This window comes from Marmoricola sp. URHB0036, from assembly GCF_000426045.1.
In the GTDB taxonomy this organism is placed as follows: domain Bacteria; phylum Actinomycetota; class Actinomycetes; order Propionibacteriales; family Nocardioidaceae; genus Marmoricola.
On the sequence record NZ_AUEP01000005.1, the window covers coordinates 322,564 to 346,600 of the forward strand.

Consider the following 24,037-nt stretch of genomic DNA (forward strand, 5'->3'; position numbering starts at 1 on the left):
CAGAGTACGTGTTTGCCCAGAACACCAGTGCTGCCCAGCATTGTCATGCCTGCTGCTCATGCCCGAGCGTCCAAGGGGGGTCGGGTGCGCGACATCGCCATGTCATGGCGTCCTTCCCGACGCCTCTCCACCCGAGCCATGTGGGTGCTGTGGCTGGTGTGCCTGGTGCTCACTCCCGTGGCGCTGATCCTGCAGGACCTCACCGCGCGGCAGGTCGACGGCGTCGGCTGGATCCGGGCCGGCGCACTGATCGTCTTCCTGTGGCTGATGCTGGCCTGGCTGTGGCCGGTCCGACCCCAGCGCAGCCGCGTCCTGGCGCTCACCCTGGTGCTCGCGGTCGTCACCTACGTCCTCACCACCTACCTCCTCGGCTTCGACTGGCTCGAGTCCTCTCGTATCGGCGCGGCGGCCGTGGTGCAGGCGGTGGTCACGCTCGTCTTCTACCGATGGCGCATCGGTGACGACAACCTCACCCCGCACCGGCCGAGCGACATCGTCGCGCTGTTCCTGGCCAGCGTGGTCGGGGTGCTCGCCGCACTGCCGATCGGCCCGGCGCCCGGCATCTGGCTGACCAGCGACGGCTACGACATCTTCGCCTGGGGCACGCTCAGCACCGCCTACATGTTCGTCGGCAGCGCCTGCGTGATGCTGCTGGTCCAGCGCCGGCCGCGGAGCGAGGCGATCCCCACCCGGCTGTTCGACGTCTACGTGCAGCTGCTGGTGACGGCCGCGTCGCTGGGCGTCGTGTTCACCTTCAACGACCTGCCCCTGACCTGGATCGTGCTGCTCCCCGCCGTCTGGGCCGGCCTGACGATGGGTCCGTGGACCTCGGCGGCCTACAGCCTGACAGGCACCCTCGCGGTCGTCTTCGCCCAGACGGTCACCGTGATCAACGCACCGTCGGGCCAGTACGACCTCGACAACATCCTGGTGCTGGACAGCCTGATGACGGCCTTCGTGTTCGTGGCGCTGCTGCTGTCGCTCGTCCGCGACCAGCGCGCCTACCTCGCCAACGAGGTCGTCCGTCGACGCCAGGAGGCGATGGACCAGGCCGGCCTGCTGGGCACCGTCTTCGAGTCGATCAACGAGGCCCTGGTGCTGATGGACACGCTGGGCGTCGTACAGCTCCACAACGCGGCGGCGGTGCAGATCCTGGGGCGGGACAAGCTCACCACCGAGCCCTCACGCTGGCTGCGCCGGCTGGCCGAGGCGCCCTCGTTCACCTACGGCTTCAACCGCGACGGGTCCGAGGACGGCCTGCGGATGCTCGCCGTCCAGCTGGCGCGGGTGACGTACGCCGGGTCGGACGGCGTCGTCGCCATCGTCCGCGACGTGACCACCGAGCAGCGTCGCATCGAGGAGCTGGCCAGCTTCGCCGCGGTCGCGGCCCACGACCTGAAGAGCCCCCTCACGGCCGTCCAGGGATGGTTGGAGGTGGCCGAGGACGTGATGGCCACCGACCCGACGATGGCCGCCGAGGCGCTCGAGCGCGGCCGGCACGCCACCGACCGGATGTCGCAGGAGATCGAGGACTGGCTCACCTACAACGTCGCCCGGGAAGGCGTGCTGCAGCCCGAGCCCGTCGAGCTGCAGCCGGTGCTGGACGCGCTGGTCAAGAACTATCCGGACGTCGACTTCGTGATCCGCACCCCCGACTCGGTGATGGCCGACCGGACGCTGCTCCAGCACCTGCTGGTCAACCTGGTCAGCAACGCCGCGAAGTACACCCTTCCCGGCGAACGCCCGTCGGTCACCATCCGCAGCTTCTCCGGCGGGGACCGCGGTTGGGTCCGGCTCTACATCGTCGACGCCGGGATCGGCATCCCGGAGGGCGAGGAGGCGACCATCTTCGAACCGTTCCGTCGGGCCTCGACCGTCAAGGACAGCTACGAGGGCTCCGGCCTGGGTCTGGCGCTGTGCAAGCGCATCGTGCGCCGCCACGGCGGACTGATCAGCGCCCAGCGCAACGAGGGACCCGGCACCACGATCACAGTGACGCTCCCCCGGGCCTGACAGCGCCCGCCGGGCGTCCAGCCACCGCTGCGTAGGCTGCGCGCATGAGCGCCGACCCCCACCCGCGACGGCTCAGCTGGACCCGGGTGGTGCCGCCGGTGTCGTTGCTGGCGCTGGTCCTGGTGTGGGGGCGACACCCCGGCGTGGTCGGCCTCAGCGTCGTGGCCGTCGTACTCGCGGCCGCGGTCCTCGCCGCGGTCCACCACGCGGAGGTGGTGGCCCACCGCGTCGGCGAACCCTACGGCTCCCTCGTGCTCGCGGTGGCCGTCACGGTCATCGAGGTCGCGCTGATCCTCACCCTGATGGTCAGCGGCGGCAAGGACACCTCGGTGCTGGCCCGCGACACGGTCTTCGCGGCCGTGATGATCACCTGCAACGGCATCGTCGGCCTGTGCCTGCTCACCGGCGCCATCCGGTTCGGCACCACCCACTTCAACGCCGAGGGCACCGGCGCGGCCCTGGCCACGGTGGTGACCCTGGCCACCACCTGCCTGGTGCTGCCGGACTTCACCACGACCACGCCCGGTCCCGAGTTCTCGGGCAGCCAGCTGGCGTTCGTGGCCGTGGCGTCGCTGACCCTGTACGTGATGTTCGTGGTCACCCAGACGGTCAGGCATCGCGACTTCTTCCTCCCCGTGACCTCCGGCGGAGACCTGCTGGCGGAGGACGAGCACGCCGCGCGCCCTTCGGACCGACGCGCCCTGACCAGTCTCGGACTGCTGCTCGTCTCGCTCGTGGCCGTGGTCGGGCTGGCCAAGGTCGAGTCCTCGCCCATCGAGGACGCGGTGGCCTCGCTCGGGCTCCCCCAGGCGGTCGTCGGGGTCATCATCGCCCTGCTGGTGCTGCTGCCGGAGTCGATCGCCGCGTTCAACGCCGCCCGACGGGGACGCACCCAGATCAGCCTCAACCTGGCCTTGGGGTCCGCCATGGCGAGCATCGGCCTGACCATTCCGACGATCGCCGTGGCCTCCATCTGGCTCGACGGGCCGCTGCGGCTGGGGCTGGACCCGACGCACATCGTGCTGCTGGCGCTGACCTCGGTGGTGAGCGTGCTGACGGTGGTCCCGGGCCGGGCCACCCGGCTCCAGGGCGGCGTGCACCTGGTGGTGCTGGCGGCCTTCCTGGTGCTCACGCTGCAGCCCTGAGAGCCCTTTTTCGACCATTTTGCGCAGTGTCGTAAATAGCCGCAATGTCCAGACGCTGAGGCTGCCGCTCCGTACACTGACTGTCAGGGAAAAGGGACAAATGCGACGTGTAGCCGAGACACCAGTGCACGCGCCCTCGCACACCGGTGCCGGCGCGTTCACACCCATGTCCTGGGCACAGGCCGCGCCGTACGTCACCTTCGCCGCGGTCTGCTACCTCGCAGCGCCGTACCTCGGCCTGAGCAGCTTCACCGTCGACCACCGCATCGCGGAGGTCTGGCCCCCCGGCGGTGTGGGCTTCGTGCTGCTCACCACGGTCTGGTGGGCCGGGCGGCGGGTGATCGCGCTGACCCTCGGAGCCATGGCGCTGGTCTTCTTCGTCTCGGCAGCGCTGATGTGGCACGACCTGCCACCGGCCCTGTGGATGGCGCTGGTCGGGGCCGGCCAGCCGTTCCTGATGGCCTGGCTCTACCGCCGCCGCCTGAACCACGCCGGGTGGGCGCCGGAGAACCAGCACGACGTCGCGGCACTCCTGTTCGCTGCCGTCAGCTCCTCGCTGCTGCTGGCCCTCGTGGGCGGCTTCCCGACCCTGAACCCCAACGACCTGCCCACCGCGTTCCTGTGGTGGTGGGTGCTGCGCAACACGGTGTTCTGCTTCGTCGGGGGCGTGACCTTCATGGTCATGTTCTACGGACCCCGGCACGGCGCCCTGCCGCCCACGTCCTGGCTCAACCGCGTCGGTCTGGTGGTCACGACGTTCGTCTGCGTCTTCGGCAGCTACCACGACCCCTCCCTCCCCCTGTCGTGGCTGGTGATCATCCCCAGCGTGTGGGGCGGGCTCACCCTGACCGTCCGGGGCACCGGCTACCTGTGCATCACCCTCGCTCTCGCCTCGGCGTCGATGTCCTACTTCCCCCAGAACCAGTTCGGGTACGACGGCGCCTTCCCGGCGTCGTCGATCATGGACCTGCTCGTGATCGCCTGCACCTCCTTCTTCCTGCTCCTGACGCTGATGCGGGAGCAGCGGGCGGCACTGATCGCCGAGCTCGACCGCAAGGGGGTCGAGTCGGAGAACCAGCGCCGGATGCTGGAGACCGTGTTCGACTCCATGAGCGACGGCGTCGTCATCGTCGACAACGCCCGGGTCTCGATGTACAACGCCGCCGCCCGGCAGCTGCTCGGCCGGCCGGTACCGGCCGGCACCCCGGTCTCGTGGGCGGCCGACTTCGGGCTGGCGGCCGCCGACGGCGGTCGGCTCAGCGACACGGTGCTCCACGACGCCCTCTGGGTCGAGGCCGGCGACCCTGCGAAGACCCTCCAGGTGCTCGTCGAGAACGACGGCTCCTCACGCACCCTCGACATCACCGCCCAGGCGATCGGCTCGACCGACGAGCGTTCGACCATGGTGCTGCTGCACGACGCGACCGCCCAGCGCGCGCGCATGCGCGAGCTCAGCAACTTCGCCGGGATGGTGGCCCACGACCTGCGTGGGCCCCTGACCGTGCTCGACGGCTGGCTCGAGGTCGTGGAGGACGGCGACCCGGTTACCGACGGCGAGCTGGTCGACGACGCCGTCCGCAAGGCCCGGGAGTCCAGCCGCCGCATGCGCCAGGTGATCGAGGACTGGCTGAACTACACGGTCGTCCAGAACGGACAGCTGCGTCCGGAGCCGGTGAAGCTGTTCGGCGTCGCGAGCGAGCTCGTCGACGGTCGCCGCGCCAGCTGGGCCGACGACCTCGAGCCTCAGTTCGACCTCGACCTCGAGCACAGCGTGCTCGCCGATCCCGGTCTGCTGCGCCAGCTCCTGGACAACCTGGTCGGCAACGCCATCAAGTACACCGCCCCCGACCAGCAGCCGTGGGTGCGGATCAGCTCCCGGCCTGACGACGAGTCGGGCTGGGTCCGCGTCGAGGTCACCGACCGCGGCATCGGGATCCCCGAGGGTGAGGAAGAGCTGATCTTCGAGGAGTTCCACCGCGGTCCGCAGGAGGGTCGTTCGGCGGGGACCGGACTCGGTCTCGCGCTGACCCGCCGCATCGTCGCGCTGCACGGCGGACACATGCTGGCGCGTAGCAACCCCGAAGGCGGCTCGACGTTCCTGTTCACCCTGCCCGAGGCATGAGCGCGGCTACCTCGAGCGAGGCCTGACCGCGCGCGAGACCATGCTGCCGCGCATGGCGATGTTCTGGAGCAGGCCGACGGCCATCATCGAGGCGAACATGGAGGACCCGCCGTACGACACGAGCGGGAGGGGTACGCCGGTGACCGGCATGATGCCCAGGCACATGCCGATGTTCTGGAAGGTCTGGAAGGCGAACCAGCAGGCGATGCCCGCGGCCGCGACCCGGCCGAACATGTCATCGGCGTGCATCGAGATGTGCAGCGCCCGCCAGAGGAGTACGGCGAACAGCAGGATCAGCACGCCGGCACCGATCAGCCCGAGCTCCTCGCCGGCGACGGTGAAGATGAAGTCGGTGTGCTGCTCGGGGACGAACCGCGAGCGGGTCTGGGAGCCGTCGAACAGCCCCTGCCCGAACAGGCCGCCGTTGCCGATCGCGATCCGCGCCTGCGTGGTGTTGTAGCCGGCGCCGCGCGGGTCGAGGGCCGGATCGGTGAAGGCCATGAACCGGTTGATCTGGTACTGCTTGAGCACCCCCGCCATGATCGCCATGGTCGCCACCGCGCTTCCGACGACGAACAGCGAGACCAGCCAGCGACGCGGGACGCCCGCGACCGCGAGCACGCCGAACACGGTGGCGGTGAGCACCAGCATCGTGCCGAGGTCGGGCTGCAGGATGATCAGCAGCGCCGGGATGCCGGCGATGACGCCCATCAGCGCGACGTCGACCGCCCCCACCCGTCGCTGGCGGGAGTTCTCGACGCGCTCGGCGATGATCATTGCCATCCCGATGACCACGGCGAGCTTGGCGAACTCGGCCGGCTGGATGGAGAGTCCGCCGAGCATCAGCCAGGAGCGCGAGCCGTTGATCGTCGTACCCATGACGAGGACCAGCAGCAGCCCGATGACGGAGCCGACGTAGACGAGCGGCGTCACGATGCGCACCCAGCGGTGGTCGGTCGCCATCACTGCCGCCGCGAGCACCAGGCCGATCATGATGTTGACCAGGTGCTTGTGCAGGTAGGCAGTCGAGTCGCCGTGGGTGAGGATCTCGTTGCTCGAGGTGGCCGACCAGACGAGCAGGGTGCCGATGCCCAGGATCAGGCCGGCGGCGCCGAACAGCACCCAGTCGAGGCGCGGGACGGTGACCCGGCTGCGGGCGATCGAGAGGCCGCGGATCGGCAGGACCGTCATCAGTCGTCGTCCTTCCGGGAGGGGGGCAGGATCGAGCCGTCGCGGGCGAAGGTCGGAAGTCCGGACGGCGGGACGGTGCCGGGGATGGCGGCCTTCTTCGGGTTCACCTTCTCGCCGTTGATCCCGTAGAGGTGCTCCCAGATCTTGCGCACGGCCGGGCCCGACGTACCGGAGCCCGTGCCGCCCTGGGTGATCATCATGATCACGACGTAGTCCTTGGTGTACGTCGCGACCCACGAGGTCGTCTGCTTGCCGTAGACCTCGGCCGAGCCGGTCTTGCCGCGGATCTGCACCTTGTCGAGCGGGAAGCCGCCGAACTTCCACGCCAGGGTGCCCTCCTTGGGAGTCCCCTTGAGCGCGTTGTCGACGTACTGCAGCGCGGACTTCTTGGAGTCGATGCGGCGGGAGACCTGCGGCTTGATCTTCTTGATCAGCTTGCCGTCGGGGCTGACGATCGCCTTGGCCACCAGCGGCTCCATCAGCTTGCCCCCGTTGGACAGCGCGGAGTAGGCGCGGGCGAGCTGGAGCGGGGTGACCATCGTGTCGCCCTGACCGATGACGAAGTTGACTGCGTCGCCCTCGTGGTACTTGAAGCCCTCGAGGCAGAACTCGTGGGCGAAGACGTGCAGGAAGTCGCGCTGACCGGTCGTGTTCTTGCGGTCGACCTTGCAGTAGTAGCCCTTCATCGCCTTCCAGTAGGCGAGCTTCCACTTGCGGTCGGCGATGCGACCGCTGGCGGCGCCGGAGACGTCACCGCCCGGGTCGGAGCCGAAGCCGAAGTCCTTGGCCTGCGCGACGAGCGGGTCCTTGGCCTTCACGTTGTCGGGGTCGGTGCCGTACTTCGACCAGAAGTGCAGGCCGACGCGGTAGAAGAAGGTGTCGCAGGAGAGCTCCAGCGCCTTGGCGAAGGTGATGTTGCCGTAGGCCGCGGACTCGTAGTTCTTGAACCAGCGGTTGCCGACCTGGAGCCCGGAGGAGCAGTTCAGCTCGGTGTTCTCCGACATGCCGTTGTTGAGCGCGCCGACGGTCATGATCGGCTTCCACGTCGACCCGGGTGCGAACTGGCCCTGGGTGGCGCGGGAGAGCAGCGGGTCGCCGGCAGCGTCGCTGTAGAGCTTCTTCAGCTCCTTGGTGCTGATGCCGCCGGACCAGACCTCGGGGTCGTACGTCGGCTGGCTGGCCATCGCGACGATCCGGCCGGTCTTGGGGTCCATCACGACCGCGGCGCCGCTGTCGGCGGCGTAGTGACGATGGGTCACCGGGTCCATCGTCCCGCGGGCGGTCATCATCGCCTGGTGGAGCTGCTTCTCCACGTAGGACTGGACGTCCGCGTCGATCGAGGTCACCAGGGTGTCCCCCGGCGTCGACTTGATCTCGCCGGAGTCGCCGAGCACCCGGCCCATGGAGTCGACCGCGACCTTCTTGTAGCCGGGCTTGCCACGCAACCACTCGTCGTAGGACTTCTCGACGCCAGCGCGGCCGACCACCGAGGCGCCGTTGACGGAGTCGTCTTCGTTCTTCTTGGCCTCGTCGAGCTCGCCCTCCGTGATCGGGCTGAGGTAGCCGAGCACGTGGGCACCGTTGACGTCGAAGGGCGAGGGATAGGCGCGCACGCTCTCCTGCTGCGCCAGCACCCCGGGGTAGTCCTCGGACTGCTCGAGCAGCTTCACCGCCACCTTCTGCGGGACGTCTCGCGCCACCGGCACCGGCTGGTAGGGCGAGCCGTTCCAGCAGGTGCCCTTCTTCGAGTCCGGCTGGCCGCAGAGCAGGGTGCGGGCGGTGATCTTCGCGTAGGGCACCTTCACCACGCGCGCCAGCTCCTTCAGCGTCGCCTCGCGCTTGGCCTCGGGGAGCTTGCTGACGAGGGTGCGGTCGATGCTGACCACCCAGCTGCTGCGGTTGGCGACGAGCGGGCGACCCATGTCGTCGACGATCAGCCCACGGGCCGGCTGTACGACGACGTCGCGCACCGACTGCTCGGCGGCAGCGGCGCGGTAGCCCTCGCCCGTGAGCACCTGCATGTACCAGAGCCGGGCGAACAGAGTGAGGAACAGGGCGAGCACCATGGCCTGGACGACGAACAGCCGCAGACGGCTCTTCTCCGAGGCGTTGGGCCGGATGAGAACGGCGGCCATCTCAGGCGGTCACCTCAGTAGGCCAGTTCAGCCGGTCGGGTCCGCTCGAACAGCGCCATCAGTCCCGGCAGCAGGAGCGGCGTCATCACCACGTCCCAGAGCAGGGCGATGCAGATGACCTGCATCATCTCCCCCGTCGGCAGGGCGTGGTCACCGAGCACGATGCCGGTGAGTGCGAACACCGAGGTGGCCACGAACGAGCAGACGGCCACCGTGGCCAACCCGGCCAGCGGACTGCGTCGCGCGTCGGTGCGCACCCGTCCGGCGAGCACGGCGATCAGCACGAAGGCGAGCGCCCAGCGGCCGGCCACGTGGTCGGCCGGCGGAGCGAGGTCGAGCAGCAGGCCGGCGAAGAAGCCGACAGTTGCTCCGAAGGCAGGACCGCGGGCGATGGCGGCAGCCACCACCACGATCAGGGCGAGGTTGGGAACCACTCCGTTGACCGAGAAGAGGCTGAATACCGCTGTCTGCAGGGTCACGGCGAGTACGACGAGAAGGGCCACGAGACCGGTGCGCGAGACGTTCACCTGGTCTCCCCCTGACCATTGATCACGAGTCGGTCTCCCTGGGTCTTGCGGGGTACGACGACCCCGACGACATCGAGCGAGGTGAAGTCGACGAACGGGTCGATGACGGCGTGCTTGGCGAGCTCGCGCGGCGTGGAGTACACCGACTCGACCTTGCCGATCGGGATGCCCGCGACGTACGGCACGCCGTTCTGGCTGCCCCACGTCACCACCACGTCACCCTCGGCCGGCGTCACCGAGTGGTCGACGAGGTCGAGCCCGAGCCGGCTGCGCTCGCTGGTGACGCCGCGGCCACGCAGGAAGCCGATCTCGTTGTTGGAGCCGAGGCGTCCGCCGACGACCGAGTCGGTGTCGACGATGAGCAGCACGTCGGCCGTCGAGCGGGTCACGCTGATCACCCGGCCGACGAGGCCGTCGTTGTTGAGCACCGTCATGTCCTTGTGGATGCCTGAGGAGGTGCCGGCGTCGATGGTGACGGTGCGCGAGAAGGACTGCATCGGCCCCATGCCGACCACGCGGGCCGCGACCAGGGCGTAGCCGGTCTGGTTGGCGGTGGTGGTCAGCCCGTCGAGCTCGGCCAGCCGGTTGCGGTCGAGCGGTGCCTGCTCGACCTGCGAGCGCAGCTTGGAGTTCTGCGCCGCGAGCTTGGCCACGTCGTCACGCAGGCGGTCGTTGGAGCTGAAGTAGGCGAAGGTCTCGCGCAAGGGTCGGACGGCGTTGGCGGTGCCCGACTCGACCGGGCCGATGACGTTGCCCACGAGCGAGCGCGCGGGGTCGACGGGTGAGGAGTCACCGCTCGCAGCGTCGATCGTGATCACCCCGAGGGACGCAGCCACGAGCACCCCGATGACCACCTTCGAGGAGCGTCCGCGGTCACGGCCGAAGCCGCCGCGGCCGCCGTCATCGGTGACGGGGCGACCCAGCGAGGGCCCCTTGACGTTGCGGAGTCGTTGGTTGGCCACCGGCTACCGCCTGTGGTCCGCGACGAGCACCTGCTGCAGCGCCTCGAACTCCTCGACGCACTTGCCGGCGCCCAGGGCGACCGACGTCAGCGGGTCGGAGGCGATGTGGACCGGCATGCCGGTCTCGTGGCGGATGCGCTCGTCGAGGCCGAGGAGCAACGCTCCTCCGCCGGTGAGCACGATGCCGCGGTCCATGATGTCGCCGGCCAGCTCGGGTGGCGTCTGGTCGAGGGTGGTGCGTACGGCGTCGACGATCGCGTGCAGCTGCTCCTCGATCGCCCGCCGGATCTCGGGGCTGGAGACGGTGACGGTGCGCGGCAGGCCGGAGACCATGTCGCGACCGCGGACCTCGGCCTGGCGCTCCTGGGGCAGCGGGAAGGCGGAACCGAGGGTCATCTTGATCTCCTCGGCGGTGCGCTCCCCCAGCATCAGGGAGTGCTCCTTCTTCATCCACGCCACGATGGCCTGGTCGAGCTCGTCGCCGGCGGTGCGCACCGAGAGGGTCGTGACCAGGCCACCGAGCGAGATCACGGCGACCTCGGTGGTGCCGCCACCGATGTCGACGACCATGTTGCCGGTGGCCTCGTGGACCGGCAGCCCGGCACCGATGGCCGCGGCCATCGGCTCCTCGATGATGTAGACCCGGCGGCCACCGGCCTGGTAGCCGGCCTCCTTGACCGCCCGCTGCTCCACGGCGGTCACGCCGCTCGGCACGCAGATGATCATCCGGGGCTTGGCGAAGTAGCGGCGCCGGTGCACCTGCTGGATGAAGTGACGCAACATGTGTTCGGTCGCGTCGAGGTCCGCGATGACGCCGTCCTTGAGGGGACGGATCGCGGTGATGCCGTCCGGCGTACGACCGATCATGCGTTTGGCCTCGTGGCCGACGGCCAGGATCTCGTGGGTCTGCTCGTTCATGGCGACCACGGAGGGCTCGTCGACGAGCACGCCCTTGCCACGCACGTAGACCAGTGTGTTCGCCGTACCTAGATCCACCGCCATGTCGCGGCCGATGAGACTGTTGGCCATCCGGTTCGCCTCGCAGGGTGCATCGATGGGGGAAGAGGTACGACACATGCGCCTCACCTGTCACAGCAGACTAGGAGCGAAACGTCCAGTTCCCGCGACGACACGCGGCGCAGCCAGGGCTGCGGTTTGCGCCGGGAGACCTCCGGCTACCCCGGGCGATGGACGAGCGGTGGCGGCGGTTTGGCCGGGCGCCCGGCCGTTCTGGCAGTGGAGGGGTGAAATTTCGCCCCACCAGTGACAGTTTGGCCGGGCGCCCGGCCAAACTGCACCCGCTCAGCTGAGCTCGGGGAACCAGAGCTTGATCTCCCGGGCGGCGGACTCCTCGCCGTCAGAGCCGTGCACGAGGTTCTCGCGGTTGGACAGTGAGAGGTCGCCGCGGATGGTGCCGGGAGCGGCCTTGCGCCCGTCGGTGGCGCCGTTGATCGCGCGCACGACCTCGATGGCCTCGTCGCCCTCGAGCACGGCGGCCACGAGCGGCCCGCTGGTCACGAAGTCGCGCAGGGGCGGGTAGAAGTCGCGGTCCACGTGCTCGGCATAGTGCGCGTCGGCCTGGGCGGCGTCGATGTGTCGCAGCTCGAGGGCGACCACATCCAGCCCCTTGGACTCGAAGCGGGACAAGATGGTGCCGACCAGCCCCCGTCGTACGGCATCGGGCTTGAAGAGGACCAGGGTGCGCTGCGCCATGGCGCACACCCTAGTCAGGCCGGGACGACCGCGACCGTGGGGGCGGGCTCCTCGGACTGCGGCTCGGTGGGCACCCGGCCGGGCAGGAACTTCAGCGCACCGACCGCACCGAGCAGGCACAGCGTCCCGATCACCATGCAGGACACGCTCAGCCCCGACATGAAGGCGTCCTGCATGGCGACGACCAGGCGCGGGTCGCCACCGCTGATCGCGAGCGCGGCACCGACCGAGTCCTGTGCCTGCGCGAGTGCCGCCCCGGGCAGGCGGGCGAAGGCCCCGTCCGCGAGGTGGTCGGCGTAGAGCGAGGCGAACAGCGACCCCACGACCGCGACACCGAGCGTGCCGCCGAGCTCACGGGTGGCGTCGTTGACCGCCGAGCCGACGCCGGCGCGGGCCGGTGGCAGCACCAGCAGGATTGACTCGGTCGCGGGGGTCGAGATCAGTCCCATGCCGAGCCCCATCAGCACCATCTGGGGCACGATCACTCCGGCGTACGACGCGTCGACCGAGACCGTCGAGATCCACCAGAACGCCGTACCGAAGAAGACGAGACCCGTCGTGACGACCGCCTTGGTGCCGATGCGCGGCGCCAGCACGGCGCCGACGACGGAGGCCACGGCGATGCTCAGGGCCACCGGCAGGATGCGGGCGCCGGTGGAGAGGGTGCCGTAGCCGCGCACGAACTGGAAGTACTGCGTGATCAGGAAGATGAAGCCGAACAGCGCGAAGAAGGTGATGGTCACCGCACCACTGGCCGCACTGAACCGCGGGTCGCGGAACAGGCTGACGTCCAGCATCGGGTGCGACGTACGACGCTCGCGGACCACGAACGCCACCAGGGCGAGGGCACTCACCGCGAACCCGGCGAGCGTGGCCGCCGAGCTCCAGCCGTGCTCGGGAGCCTCGATGATCGTCCAGGTCAGCGTCCCGAGCATCACCACCGAGACGGCCAGTCCGGGCAGGTCGAGCCTCGGCACACCGGGATCGCGGGACTCGGGCACCAGGAAGTAGGCCGCGACCGCCGTCACGAGGGCCAGCGGGACCAGCGCCCAGAAGACGCTGCCCCAGGCGAAGTGCTCGAGCAGCAGCCCCCCGACGACCGGTCCGGCGGCGACGCCGATGCCGACGACGGCACCCCAGACGCCCAGGGCGGCGGCGCGCTCGCGGCGCTCGGGGAAGGTGTTGCTGATGATCGACAGGGTGGTCGGGAAGATCAGGGCCGCGAAGGCGCCCATGCCGAAGCGCGCCGCCACCAGCGCACCGGCATCGGTGACGATCGCACCGGCCGCACTCGCGGCCGCGAAGCCGAGCAGCCCGATGATCAGGGCGGGCCGGCGACCGAACTTGTCCGAGAGGCTGCCCGCGGCCAGCACCAGCCCGGCGAAGGCGAGGTTGTAGCCGTCGACGATCCACTGCAGCTGCCGGGTGCCGGCATCGAGCCTGTCGGAGATCGTCGGGAGGGCCACGTTGACGATCGTGGTGTCGAGGTTGATCGCGAGCACGGCGGCGCAGACCGTGACCAGGATGGCGAGCTTGCCCTTCATGCGGGTCTCCAGCGGTGCGATGTGGACAGTGACAACATGAGCGTGACATCGAATGTGGCCACTGTCAACATCGGGCTAGACTGCCGCCCGTGACCAGCTACCACCACGGCAACCTCCGGGAGAGCCTGGTCGAGACCGGCATCGAGCTGGCTCGTGCTCAGGGCCCCGACGGCGTCGTGCTGCGCGAGGTCGCGCGGCGGGCCGGCGTCTCCCACAACGCGGCCTACCGGCACTTCGCCGACCGTGAGGCACTGCTCTCCGAGATCGCCCGGCACGGGATGCGGGAGCTGCACGCGGCCATGCAGCGTGAGATCGACACCGCCGACGCCGAGGACCACCCCGACGAGCGGACCCGGGCTGCGGCCCGGCTGCGGGCGACCGGCCGGGCGTACGTCGACTTCGCCGTCGCCGAGCCGGGGCTGTTCGACGTCGCCTTCTCGGCCATCCCCGACGAGGACGGGCTCGACGCCGACACCGACCCCTACGACCTGCTCACCCACGTGCTTGACGACGCCGTGGTCGCCGGTGCCGTCTCCGCCGACCTCCGACCGGGCGCCGAGGTGATCTGCTGGGCGGCCGTGCACGGGTTCGCGACCCTGCACGTCCACGGGCCCCGGGCCTCGGCACCTGTCGAGGAGCGCAACGCCACCCTCGAGGTCATGCTCGACCACATCGCCCGCGGCCTGGCCTGACCGTCAGGATCCGACCTGGCCCGGCTTTCCGGGGTACTCCCCCGTCGCCTCCCACTCCGCCCGCTCGACCTCTATCTTGCGACCGAGGACGTAGGCCGTCGCCCACAGCGCCAGGAAGATCGCTCCCACGAAGAACATCGTGGGCGCGACGAAGCCGACCGCGACCGCCGCCACCTGCACCGCCCAGCCGAGCCAGTAGGCCCAGGCGAACCGGAGCAGGCCGGCCGCGAGCAGGCAGGCCACGGTCAGGCCCAGCCCGATCCAGAGCCCGGTCGTGCCCACGTCCTCGACCGAGGTCAGTACCGGTGTGCTGAGGCCGAACGCGATCGCCTCCAGCAGCAGGATCGCCGCGCACAGCCGCCGCTGCATCAGCTGTGCTCCCGTCGCGAGCGCAGCATCGCTCGGGCCTCACCCACGGTGACGACCGACCCGGTGACGAGTACGCCCCCGGACCCGATCGCCTCCCCGAAGACACCCCCGGCCTCGGCGAGCGCGGCCGCCTGGTCGATGGCGTCGGCGAGCGAGGTCGTCTCGCTGACACGGTCCTGACCGAAGATGCCGCGCGCGACCTCGGCCAGCTCGGAGGCCGGCATCGAGCGGTCGCTCGAGTTCTGCGTGCAGACCACGTGCGCGAGCGCCGGTTCGAACTCCGCGAGCAGTCCCTCGTAGTCCTTGTCCGACATCACCGCGAGCACTCCGATCAGCGGCGAGAAGGTGAAGGAGTCCTCAAGTGCGGCGACGGTGGCGGCGGCGCCGTGCGGGTTGTGGGCCGCGTCGAGCACGATCGTCGGCGAGCGCCGGATGATCTCCAGACGTCCCGGCGACGTCACCTCGGCGAAGGCCGCGAGCACCACCTCGGCATCGAGCGCGTCGTCGCCGCCGACGAACGCCTCGACCGCCGCCAGGGCCAGCGCCGCGTTCTGTGCCTGGTGGGCTCCGTAGAGCGGGACGAAGACGTCCTCGTAGCTCCCGCGCAGGCCCTGCAGTCCGATGACCTGACCACCGACGGCCGGCACCCGGCTGGTGACGCCGAAGTCCTCACCCTCCCGGACCAGGGTCGCGCCGACCTCGGCGCAGCGCTCGACGATGAGAGCCATCACCTCCTCGGTCTGGACGGCGGTGACGACGGTGGCGCCGGGCTTGATGATGCCGACCTTCTCCAGGGCGATGGCGGCGGGCGTCTCGCCGAGGTACTTCGCGTGGTCGACGGCGATCGGGGTCAGCACCGCCACCTTGGCGTCGATCACGTTCGTCGCGTCCCAGGTCCCACCCATGCCGACCTCGACGACGGCCGCGTCGACCGGCGCATCCGCGAAGGCGGCGTACGCCATCCCGACGACGGCCTCGAAGAAGGACAACGGGTGGTCGTACTCGTCGTCGACGAGGTGGGTGTACGGCGCCACGTCGTTGAAGGCGCGGACGAAGGCCTCCTCGCTCATCGGCTCCCCGTCGAGGCTGATGCGCTCGGTCATCGACTCCAGGTGGGGGCTGGTGAAGCGGCCCACCCGCAGGCCGAGCGCACCGATGATCGTCTCGATCATCCGGGCCGTCGAGGTCTTGCCGTTGGTGCCGGTGAGGTGGATCGACGGATAGGTGCGCTGTGGGTCGCCCAGCAGCTCCATGAACGCCTCGATGCGGTCGAGGGTCGGGTCGAGCCTGGTCTCGGGCCACCGGCTCAGCAGCGCGTCCTCGACCTCGGCGTACGTCTCGGCCAGGCGCCCTGGCCCGGCGGGGCTGTCGGGGGTCTGGGTCACTGGGCGAGTCTAGTGGCGTGCGGGAACTCGTTTTCGGCAGGAGGAGATGGCTCCGTAGGATTCGGCACATGACTGACGCCCCCCACACCGACCTGTCCGAAGAGACGACCGCAGCTCCTGCGGCCGTCGTACCGGACAAGGCCGCGCTCGAGGGGCTGGAGGCCAAGTGGTCGGCGCAGTGGAAGGCCGACGACACCTACGCCTTCGACCGCACGAAGTCGCGCTCGCAGGTCTACTCGATCGACACCCCACCGCCCACGGTGTCCGGTTCGCTGCACGTCGGGCACGTCTTCTCCTACACCCACACCGACCTGGTCGCCCGCTTCCAGCGGATGCGCGGCAAGGAGGTGTTCTACCCGATGGGCTGGGACGACAACGGGTTGCCGACCGAACGCCGTGTGCAGAACTACTTCGGCGTGCGCTGCGACCCCTCCCTGCCGTACGACGAGGACTTCACCCCGCCGGCCAAGCCCGACCCGAAGCGCCAGGTGCCGATCAGCCGACCCAACTTCATCGAGCTGTGCGAGCGGCTGGTGGTCGAGGACGAGCAGGTCTTCGAGGAGCTGTGGCGCACCCTCGGCCTCTCGGTCGACTGGTCGCAGCACTACACGACCATCGGGCCCAAGGCACAGAAGGTCAGCCAGCGCGCGTTCCTGCGCAACCTCGCGCGTGGGGAGGCCTACCTCCAGGAGGCGCCGACCCTGTGGGACGTCACCTTCCAGACCGCGGTCGCCCAGGCCGAGCTCGAGGCGCGGGAGTACGCCGGGCACTACCACCGGGTGCACTTCCACGGTGCCGACGGCCCGGTGCCGATCGAGACCACCCGGCCCGAGCTGATCCCCTCGGTGGTGGCCCTGATCGCCCATCCCGACGACGAGCGCTACCAGGCGCTGTTCGGCTCCACGGTCACCTCACCGGTCTTCGGTGTGGAGATCCCGGTGCTCGCGCACGAGGCGGCCGAGCCCGACAAGGGCGCCGGCATCGCGATGTGCTGCACCTTCGGCGACCTCACCGACGTCACCTGGTGGCGCGAGCTCCAGCTGCCGGTGCGCACGCTGATCGGTCGCGACGGTCGGATGTCGCGCGAGACCCCCGAGTGGCTCTCGAGCGCGCCCGCCGCGGCGGCGTACGAGGAGCTCAAGGGGAAGACGGCCTTCAGCGCCCGTGAGGCGATGGTGGCGATGCTGCGGGAGAGCGGTGATCTCGAGGGCGAGCCGACGCCGACCCAGCGGATGGCGAACTTCTACGAGAAGGGCGACAAGCCGCTGGAGATCGTCGCCACCCGCCAGTGGTACATCACCAACGGCGGCCGCGACCCCCACCTGCGCGCCGAGATGATCGCGCGCGGCGCCGAGATGCAGTGGATCCCCACCCACATGAGGCACCGCTACGACAACTGGGTGGGTGGGCTGAACGGCGACTGGCTGATCTCCCGGCAGCGGTTCTTCGGCATTCCCTTCCCCGTCTGGTACGCCCTCGACGACGAGGGCGAACCCGACTACCAGCACCCACTGCTCCCCCGCGAGGGCGAGCTGCCCATCGACCCGTCGACCCAGGCGCCCTCCGGCTACACCGAGGACCAGCGCGGCAAGGCGGGCGGCTTCATCGGCGACCCCGACGTGATGGACACCTGGGCCACCTCGTCACTGACGCCGCAGATCGCCGGAGGCTGGGAGGAGGACGAGGACCTCTTCGAGCGGGTCTTCCCGATGGACCTGTGCACCCACGCGCACGACATCATCCGCACCTGGCTGTTCTCCCGGGTGGTGCGGGCGCACTTCGAGAACCACGACGCGCCCTGGAGCCACGTGCTCATCTCGGGGTTCATCGTCGACCCCGACCGCAAGAAGATGTCGAAGTCCAAGGGCAACGCCATCGTGCCCACCCAGATCCTGGACCAGTACGGCGCCGACGCCGTGCGCTGGCGGGCCGCCATGGCACGGCCCGGCCTGGACTCCCCGTTCGACGAGTCCCAGATGAAGGTCGGGCGCCGGCTCGCGATGAAGGTCCTCAACGTCTCGAAGTTCGTGCTCGGCAGCGTCGGCGCCAGCCGCATCGAGCCCTCGGCCGTCACCGAGCCGGTCGACCGGGCCCTGCTCGGCAAGCTGGCCCGCACGATCGCCGAGGCGACCCGGGCCTTCGAGGCCTACGACTACACCTCGGCCCTCGAGGCGAGCGAGCGGTTCTTCTGGGACTTCTGCGACGACTACGTCGAGCTGGTCAAGGAGCGGGCGTACGGCGAGGCCGCCGACGCCGAGACCGAGTCCGCCCGGGCTGCCCTCGCGACGGCCCTGCACGTCCAGCTGCGGCTGTTCGCGCCGTTCCTGCCCTACGCGACCGAGGAGGTCTGGTCGTGGTGGCAGTCCGGGTCGATCCACCGACAGTCCTGGCCGACCGGCTCGGAGCTCGGCGACACCGCGACCAGCGACCCCGACGCCCTGGAGGCCGTCGCCGCCGTCCTGGCAGGCGTCCGCGGCGCCAAGTCGACCGCGAAGGTCGGCATGCGGACTCCGGTCGAGCTGGCCACCATCACCGGTCCGACTGCTGCTCTCGAGGCGGTGCGCAGCGCCGAGCGCGACCTGCGTGCCGTCGGTTCGATCACCGGTGAGCTGCGGCTGGTCGCGGCCGAGGACAGCGACATCGTCGTGGAGGCAGTCCTGGGAGAGCCACCGCCCAAGCGCTGAGCCGGCTCAGTGGCGGTGGTGGCCGTAGCCGCCGTGACCCCGGTCGCCGCGGTCGCCGTTGCCCCCGTGGTTGCCGTAGCCCCCGTGGTCGCCGCGGTTGCCGGGCCCGCCGTGGTCACCGCGGGTGCCGTGGTCACCGCGGGTGCCGTTGTCACCGTGGTGGCCGTAGCCGCCGTGGTGCCCGTGGTCGCTGTGCTGGTTGTCTGCTGTGGCCTGCACTCCGCGGACCTCGCCCGAGCCGCCCCGGACCCCGTGCTGCGAGGAGTGCTGCGGGGAGGGGTGCGACGAGTGGTGCCCGGAGCCCCAGGAGTGGTGCGGGGTGCTGCCACCGCCGACGAGCCCGTTGGTGCCGCCCGTGTGCCCGTGCCCACCACCGTGGGACCCGGTGCCGGGCGTGGTCGGCGTGGGGGTGGCGGGAGTCGACGGAGTGGACGGAGCAGAGGGCGCCGACGGAGTGGCGACGTGGACGGGGGCCTTCGGCGTGGACAGGTGCACCGGCTGCGCGGCGGCGGCGTGGTGCTTGACGTGTCCGGTGTGGTGCGGCTGGGCGTGGGTCGGTGTGGTCACGACCACGCTGGCGGCGAGCGGCGTCACCGGTCGCGACTGGATCGACTGGCTCTCGGTCGGGGCCGGCACCTCGGCGGCGGCGCTCGCCGGCGCCTTGGCCGGGTCGTGACGCAGCGCGTGGCCGAGCACGATGTCGGGGACGACGGCGCTGATCAGGGGACGCGGCGCGCCGGAGTCGACGAAGACCCGCACGACCTGGTCGCGCAGTCCGTTGGCCATCACCACGCTGGCGAATGCGAGTACCAGCAAGAAGGCCGCAAGGGGCCTCCGGTGCTCCGCGTTCAACATTGATTTCCCCCACCAGAATCGGCCCCACGATGGCCGAAAGTCCGATGTCAGCATACGGACATTTCGCCCGATTTGCCGGGGTGGTCTACTTACGGGCCCTACTGGTCTACTCAGACCGCCCAGGGGCCCAGTTCAGCGTGGTCAGCGTGGCAGAGGTGGTCTACGTGACCTACGCCGACTTCTTCTTCTTGGGCTCGTCCTCGCGCGGCACGAGGGTCGGGTTGACGTTGTCGGAGACGACCTCGCCGGTGACCACGACCTTGCCGATGTCCTCACGGGAGGGCACGTCGTACATCACGTTGAGGAGGACCTCCTCGATGATCGCCCGCAGTCCGCGGGCGCCGGTCCCCCGCTCCATGGCCTTGTCGGCGATGGCCTCGACGGCGTCGTCGGTGAACTCGAGCTCGACCCCGTCGAGCTCGAAGAGCTTCTGGTACTGCTTGATCAGGGCGTTGCGGGGCTCGGTGAGGATCTGCACCAGGGCAGCCTGGTCGAGCTTGTTCACGCTCGCGATCAGGGGCAGCCGGCCGATGAACTCGGGGATCAGACCGAACTTCACCAGGTCCTCGGGGCGGACCTGGGCGAACATCTCGTCCGACTCGGTCTCCTTGGTCAGGCGCATCTCCGCGGTGAAGCCGAGCGTCTTCTTGCCCACGCGCTGCTCGACGATGTGCTCGAGCCCGGCGAACGCACCACCCACCACGAAGAGGATGTTGGTGGTGTCGATCTGGATGAACTCCTGGTGGGGGTGCTTGCGTCCCCCCTGGGGCGGCACCGAAGCGGTCGTCCCTTCCAGGATCTTGAGCAGGGCCTGCTGCACGCCCTCGCCGGAGACGTCGCGCGTGATCGAGGGGTTCTCGGCCTTGCGGGCCACCTTGTCGATCTCGTCGATGTAGATGATCCCGGTCTCGGCCTTCTTCACGTCGTAGTCGGCGGCCTGGATCAGCTTGAGCAGGATGTTCTCGACGTCCTCCCCGACGTAGCCGGCCTCGGTCAGCGCGGTGGCGTCGGCGATGGCGAACGGGACGTTGAGCATCCGGGCGAGGGTCTGGGCGAGGTAGGTCTTGCCACAGCCCGTCGGCCCGATGACCAGGATGTTGGACTTCGCGACTTCGACGGCGTCGTCCTTGGCGTGCTTGGCGCCGGTCGAGGTGACGCCGCTCTGCACGCGCTTGTAGTGGTTGTAGACGGCGACGGCGAGCGACTTCTTGGCCGTCTCCTGGCCGATCACGTAGGAGTTGAGGAACTCGAAGATCTCCCGAGGCTTGGGCAGCTCGTCGAGGCCCACCTCGGTGGTCTCGTTGAGCTCTTCCTCGATGATCTCGTTGCACAGGTCGATGCACTCGTCACAGATGTAGACGCCTGGCCCCGCGATCAACTTCTTGACCTGCTTCTGGCTCTTGCCGCAGAAGGAACACTTCAGCAGGTCGCCGCCATCACCGATCCGTGCCATCCGTCCCTCAATCTTTCAGGTCGGATCCGAGTCCGACTCGCTGCTCATGACCAGTTTCAAAACCGTACTCCGAGATCGCTCTCCATGGGGGAGGACACGACGACCGGAGTAGGTCAGCCCACGGTTGCTGCCTTCCGCGACTCGAGGATGGAGTCGATCAGGCCGTACTCCACCGCCGCCTGGGAGGTCAGGATCTTGTCGCGCTCGATGTCGAGGTTGACCTCCTCCGGGGTCTTGCCGGAGTGGTCGGCGATCAGCTTCTCGAGCAGCTCACGCATCCGGAGGATCTCGTTGGCCTGGATCTCGATGTCGGAGGACTGGCCGTAGGTCCCCTCGGTGTAGGGCTGGTGGATCAGGATGCGGCTGTTGGGCAGGGCCAGCCGCTTGCCCGGCGCCCCGGCGGCGAGCAGCACGGCCGCGGCCGAGGCCGCCTGCCCCAGGCACACCGTCTGCACGTCGGGCTGGATGAACTGCATCGTGTCGTAGATGGCCGTCATCGCCGTGAACGAGCCGCCCGGTGAGTTGATGTAGATCTGGATGTCGCGCGAGGGGTCCATCGACTCCAGGCACAAGAGCTGGGCCATCACCGCGTTGGCGATGTCGTCGCTGATCGGCGTGCCGAGGAAGATGATGCGGTCCTCGAACAGCTTGGCGTAGGGGTCGATGCGGCGGATGCCGTAGGAGGTGCGCTCTTCCCACTGCGGGATGTAGTAGTTCATCTGTTGGCTCGATTCTCGATGCGGGGAGGAGTCACTTGCTGCGGGCCGGGCGACCCGAGTCGGCCGCCTCACGGGCGCTGGTGATCACGTGGTCGATGAAGCCGTAGTCCTTGGCCTGGGTCGCGGTGAACCACCGGTCGCGGTCGGCGTCGGTCTCGACCTGCTCGATGGGCTGTCCGGTGTGCTCGCTGATCAGCTCGAAGAGCACCTTCTTGATGTGCAGCGACTGCTGGGCCTGGATCTTGATGTCGGAGGCCGAGCCGCCCATCCCGCCCGACGGCTGGTGCATCATGATCCGCGCGTGGGGCAGGGCGTAGCGCTTGCCCTTCGCGCCGGCGCAGAGGAGGAACTGGCCCATCGAGGCCGCCAGGCCCATGCCGACGGTGGCCACGTCGTTGGTGATGTAGTTCATCGTGTCGTAGATCGCCATGCCGGCGTCCACGGACCCACCCGGGCTGTTGATGTGCAGGAAGATGTCGGCCTCGGGGTCCTCGGCACTGAGCAGGAGGAGCTGGGCGCAGATCGCGTTGGCGTTCTGGTCGCGCACCTCCGAGCCGAGGAAGACGATGCGCTCACGGAGCAGGCGCTGGTAGATGTGGTCGTCGAGGCCGTAGCCGGCCTGCCCGCCGTTCATCTGCGGAAGGGTCGGGTCCGCGGGGATGGAGTTGTCAGTCACGGGTCCGACCCTAGACGGCGCCCCCGACTTGTTCACGGGTAAACCCCCCGTGTTCGCCCACAGCGGATTCAGCAGCGGACCCGGCAACAGCTTCAGGAGCGGTCCGGTTGACGCACGCCTGCCTCGACGGTCTCCCGGATCCGCTCGAGGGTGGTGCGGATGCCCTCGGCGAGCTCGACGTCGTGCCCCTGAGCCCCACCGATGACGGGTCCGAGGAGCGCCGTACCGATCGTGAACCTCGGCAGCACCCGGCGCCCGGTCACCGAGGTGCCGACGGCCGTCGGCTCGAGCTCGTAGACCCAGGTGGCGCCACTCTCCCGGGTCTTCCAGGCCACCGCGTGCGCGGGTTCCCAGCGCACCACCCTGGAGGTGGTCGGCCAGACGACGGCCTTGCGCCGGTTGATGCCGACGATGGTGGCGCCCACGCCGGGCTTGCCGACCACGAACGCCTTGCGCAGCTCGGGACTGAACTCCGGCATCCGGCCCAGGTCCGAGACCACCTGCCACACCGCTTCGGGAGTCGCCTGGATCTCGACGGTGCTGGAGATCGTGCTCGGGGTCTGGGTCATGCGTTCGCGGCCTCCTGCTGCGTGGGCGGGTCGGAGCGGTCGCCCGGGTCGCTGGCGAGCCATCCCCGTAGCGCAGCGTAGATGTCGTCGTGGTTGAGCAGGTCGAAGTGGTCGGCCAGTGGGACGTGCAACGTCTCGGCCCCCGGGAACATCTCCTCGCCCCGCCGGGGCCGGCCCAGCGCCGAGGCGTAGGGCACCAGGTAGTCGCCGATCGTGCCCGCCGTGACCGAGTGCGGTGAGCGGGTCAGGGTCGCGGCGACGAGCCGGTAGCGGGCGTTGGGCAGATTCTGTACGTCGCTGGCCAGTCCGTGTCGGAGGTCGAGGATGCCGACCGACCGGTACTCCAGGATGCGACCGAACGGAGCCGCCTCGGGGAAGCGACCCAGGGCCGAGACTCCCCTGTTCACGACGCGCTCGAGAGGTGCGCCGAGGTGAGGGGTGCCCAGACACACGACGTCGGTCACCAGGTCGGTCCACGGCGTGGTCGAGTCGGTGGCCACGGCACAGGCCGCGCGCAGGATCAGTCCACCCATCGAGTGGCCGACGAGCGCGATCCGGCGTACCTCCACCGGCCAGGCCTGGACGACACGGTCGAGCAGCGCGGCCAACGCGACACCGTTCTCGGCGATCGGCAGTCCGGTGTTGACCCTCAGGAAGACCGGCGTCCAGCCTTCGGCGGCGAGCCGCTCGCCGTAGCTGACCTTCTCGGGGCGCTCTCGGCGCGCCTCGGTCCTCGGCCGGGCGGCGCGGTTCCAGTAGGCCTCGTTCTCGCTCAGCCCGTGCACGAACACCACCAGCCGCTCGCTGGCACGGGGGTACGCCGCGGCGAGCCCCTCCCGATCGAGGGCGACGTCGCGGCCTCCGACGCGGACGCCCATGTCGAAGTGGAAGTTGGAGCCCTCCTCGCGCAACCGGTCGCCGATCAGGCCGGTGACCGCGGCCCGCACGAAGCGCCCACGAGGGGTCGCCTCCATCTCGGTGCCGAGCCCCGCCCGACTCGCGGCGCGCAGGCTGGTCGAGCCGGCCCGGAAGCCGACGCGGATGGAGCCGTAGACGGCCTTGGCGATGCCGTCGTGCAGACGGTGCCCGACCGTGGGGCCGCCGCCGTTGAGCCTGTCGTTGATCCCGTGGACCCGGCCGGCCACGGCACCGTGCACCTCGCGCACGGTCCCGACGACCAGGTCCTCCACGTAGTCGGCCGCCAGCGCGGCGGCGTCCAGGGTGCTCGCGTCGTCCCGTCTCACAGTGAACAAGTGTTCACTGAACTCGGGTGCGGGTCAACG

General features: G+C 69.6%; 20 protein-coding genes. 5 read left to right on the top strand and 15 right to left on the bottom strand.

Translation table 11 applies throughout. The features are described from left to right. The first annotated feature begins 84 nt into the window (after positions 1–84). The 3 genes from H976_RS0106520 to H976_RS0106530 all read left to right on the top strand — a co-directional run bounded on the left by H976_RS0106520 (position 85) and on the right by H976_RS0106530 (position 5,280). The gene (locus H976_RS0106520) at positions 85–2,013 is read left to right on the top strand and encodes a HAMP domain-containing sensor histidine kinase (protein ID WP_196803982.1); all 1,929 of its coding nucleotides are present in this window, start codon (positions 85–87) and stop codon (positions 2,011–2,013) included. A gap of 44 nt (positions 2,014–2,057) precedes the next feature. Then, positions 2,058–3,158, top strand: coding sequence for a calcium:proton antiporter (locus H976_RS0106525; protein ID WP_027860890.1), 1,101 nt, complete (start codon positions 2,058–2,060; stop codon positions 3,156–3,158). A 166-nt stretch (positions 3,159–3,324) separates the two neighbouring features. Beyond that, complete coding sequence (locus H976_RS0106530) at positions 3,325–5,280, top strand: ATP-binding protein (protein WP_196803983.1); 1,956 nt, start codon at positions 3,325–3,327, stop codon at positions 5,278–5,280. Positions 5,281–5,286: 6 nt separating this feature from the next. On the opposite strand, the gene rodA is transcribed toward H976_RS0106530, so the two are convergent. The 7 genes from rodA to H976_RS0106565 form a co-directional block, all read right to left on the bottom strand. Then, the gene (rodA, locus tag H976_RS24895; protein WP_036224927.1) at positions 5,287–6,471 is read right to left on the bottom strand and encodes a rod shape-determining protein RodA; all 1,185 of its coding nucleotides are present in this window, start codon (positions 6,469–6,471) and stop codon (positions 5,287–5,289) included. Next, entirely contained in the window at positions 6,471–8,606 is a 2,136-nt protein-coding gene (mrdA, locus tag H976_RS0106540; RefSeq protein WP_027860892.1) for a penicillin-binding protein 2, read from the bottom strand. The genes rodA and mrdA overlap by 1 nt, the downstream gene beginning before the upstream one ends. A gap of 14 nt (positions 8,607–8,620) precedes the next feature. Further along, the gene (gene mreD, locus H976_RS0106545; protein WP_027860893.1) at positions 8,621–9,133 is read right to left on the bottom strand and encodes a rod shape-determining protein MreD; all 513 of its coding nucleotides are present in this window, start codon (positions 9,131–9,133) and stop codon (positions 8,621–8,623) included. After that, entirely contained in the window at positions 9,130–10,095 is a 966-nt protein-coding gene (gene mreC / locus H976_RS24900) for a rod shape-determining protein MreC (protein WP_231388807.1), read from the bottom strand. Before mreC ends, mreD begins: the two co-directional genes overlap by 4 nt. Before the next feature lie 3 nt (positions 10,096–10,098). Then, positions 10,099–11,124 (bottom strand): rod shape-determining protein, encoded by a 1,026-nt coding sequence (locus H976_RS0106555; protein ID WP_027860894.1) that lies wholly within the window; start codon positions 11,122–11,124, stop codon positions 10,099–10,101. A gap of 273 nt (positions 11,125–11,397) precedes the next feature. Then, positions 11,398–11,808: a nucleoside-diphosphate kinase gene (gene ndk, locus H976_RS0106560; RefSeq protein ID WP_027860895.1), complete on the bottom strand. Its 411-nt coding sequence runs from the start codon at positions 11,806–11,808 to the stop codon at positions 11,398–11,400. Between the two features lie 14 nt (positions 11,809–11,822). Then, positions 11,823–13,352: an MFS transporter gene (locus H976_RS0106565; RefSeq protein WP_027860896.1), complete on the bottom strand. Its 1,530-nt coding sequence runs from the start codon at positions 13,350–13,352 to the stop codon at positions 11,823–11,825. Between the two features lie 89 nt (positions 13,353–13,441). On the opposite strand from H976_RS0106565, the gene H976_RS0106570 reads away from it, so the two are divergent. Continuing rightward, the gene (locus tag H976_RS0106570; protein ID WP_051276314.1) at positions 13,442–14,044 is read left to right on the top strand and encodes a TetR/AcrR family transcriptional regulator; all 603 of its coding nucleotides are present in this window, start codon (positions 13,442–13,444) and stop codon (positions 14,042–14,044) included. A gap of 3 nt (positions 14,045–14,047) precedes the next feature. Here H976_RS0106570 and H976_RS24905 read toward each other — a convergent pair whose 3' ends face one another. Further along, on the bottom strand, positions 14,048–14,413 hold the full coding sequence (locus H976_RS24905) for a DUF4233 domain-containing protein (protein ID WP_051276316.1): 366 nt from the start codon (positions 14,411–14,413) through the stop codon (positions 14,048–14,050). Further along, positions 14,413–15,798, bottom strand: a complete 1,386-nt coding sequence (locus H976_RS0106580; protein ID WP_081682708.1) for a folylpolyglutamate synthase/dihydrofolate synthase family protein — start codon at positions 15,796–15,798, stop codon at positions 14,413–14,415. Before H976_RS0106580 ends, H976_RS24905 begins: the two co-directional genes overlap by 1 nt. Before the next feature lie 68 nt (positions 15,799–15,866). On the opposite strand from H976_RS0106580, the gene valS reads away from it, so the two are divergent. Then, complete coding sequence (valS, locus tag H976_RS0106585) at positions 15,867–18,482, top strand: valine--tRNA ligase (protein ID WP_027860899.1); 2,616 nt, start codon at positions 15,867–15,869, stop codon at positions 18,480–18,482. A 6-nt stretch (positions 18,483–18,488) separates the two neighbouring features. Here valS and H976_RS0106590 read toward each other — a convergent pair whose 3' ends face one another. The 6 genes from H976_RS0106590 to H976_RS24910 form a co-directional block, all read right to left on the bottom strand. After that, entirely contained in the window at positions 18,489–19,298 is an 810-nt protein-coding gene (locus tag H976_RS0106590) for a hypothetical protein (RefSeq protein WP_027860900.1), read from the bottom strand. A 208-nt stretch (positions 19,299–19,506) separates the two neighbouring features. Further along, positions 19,507–20,790, bottom strand: a complete 1,284-nt coding sequence (clpX, locus tag H976_RS0106595) for an ATP-dependent Clp protease ATP-binding subunit ClpX (protein ID WP_027860901.1) — start codon at positions 20,788–20,790, stop codon at positions 19,507–19,509. A gap of 113 nt (positions 20,791–20,903) precedes the next feature. Further along, entirely contained in the window at positions 20,904–21,581 is a 678-nt protein-coding gene (locus tag H976_RS0106600) for an ATP-dependent Clp protease proteolytic subunit (protein WP_255337293.1), read from the bottom strand. Next, positions 21,541–22,143 (bottom strand): ATP-dependent Clp protease proteolytic subunit, encoded by a 603-nt coding sequence (locus H976_RS0106605; protein ID WP_027860903.1) that lies wholly within the window; start codon positions 22,141–22,143, stop codon positions 21,541–21,543. The genes H976_RS0106600 and H976_RS0106605 overlap by 41 nt, the downstream gene beginning before the upstream one ends. A gap of 134 nt (positions 22,144–22,277) precedes the next feature. Further along, positions 22,278–22,754, bottom strand: a complete 477-nt coding sequence (locus tag H976_RS0106610; protein ID WP_027860904.1) for an SRPBCC family protein — start codon at positions 22,752–22,754, stop codon at positions 22,278–22,280. Then, positions 22,751–23,998: an alpha/beta fold hydrolase gene (locus H976_RS24910; RefSeq protein WP_051276318.1), complete on the bottom strand. Its 1,248-nt coding sequence runs from the start codon at positions 23,996–23,998 to the stop codon at positions 22,751–22,753. The genes H976_RS0106610 and H976_RS24910 overlap by 4 nt, the downstream gene beginning before the upstream one ends. Positions 23,999–24,037 lie beyond the last annotated feature (39 nt).

Coding starts and splice junctions, on each gene's coding strand:
- H976_RS0106525 (WP_027860890.1), top strand. CDS start 2,058: ATGAGCGCCGACCCCCACCCGCGACGGCTCAGCTGGACCCGGGTGGTG.
- H976_RS0106530 (WP_196803983.1), top strand. CDS start 3,325: ATGTCCTGGGCACAGGCCGCGCCGTACGTCACCTTCGCCGCGGTCTGC.
- rodA (WP_036224927.1), bottom strand. CDS start 6,471: ATGACGGTCCTGCCGATCCGCGGCCTCTCGATCGCCCGCAGCCGGGTC.
- mrdA (WP_027860892.1), bottom strand. CDS start 8,606: ATGGCCGCCGTTCTCATCCGGCCCAACGCCTCGGAGAAGAGCCGTCTG.
- H976_RS0106555 (WP_027860894.1), bottom strand. CDS start 11,124: ATGGCCAACAGTCTCATCGGCCGCGACATGGCGGTGGATCTAGGTACG.
- ndk (WP_027860895.1), bottom strand. CDS start 11,808: ATGGCGCAGCGCACCCTGGTCCTCTTCAAGCCCGATGCCGTACGACGG.
- H976_RS0106565 (WP_027860896.1), bottom strand. CDS start 13,352: ATGAAGGGCAAGCTCGCCATCCTGGTCACGGTCTGCGCCGCCGTGCTC.
- H976_RS24905 (WP_051276316.1), bottom strand. CDS start 14,413: ATGCAGCGGCGGCTGTGCGCGGCGATCCTGCTGCTGGAGGCGATCGCG.
- valS (WP_027860899.1), top strand. CDS start 15,867: ATGACTGACGCCCCCCACACCGACCTGTCCGAAGAGACGACCGCAGCT.
- clpX (WP_027860901.1), bottom strand. CDS start 20,790: ATGGCACGGATCGGTGATGGCGGCGACCTGCTGAAGTGTTCCTTCTGC.
- H976_RS0106605 (WP_027860903.1), bottom strand. CDS start 22,143: ATGAACGGCGGGCAGGCCGGCTACGGCCTCGACGACCACATCTACCAG.
- H976_RS0106610 (WP_027860904.1), bottom strand. CDS start 22,754: ATGACCCAGACCCCGAGCACGATCTCCAGCACCGTCGAGATCCAGGCG.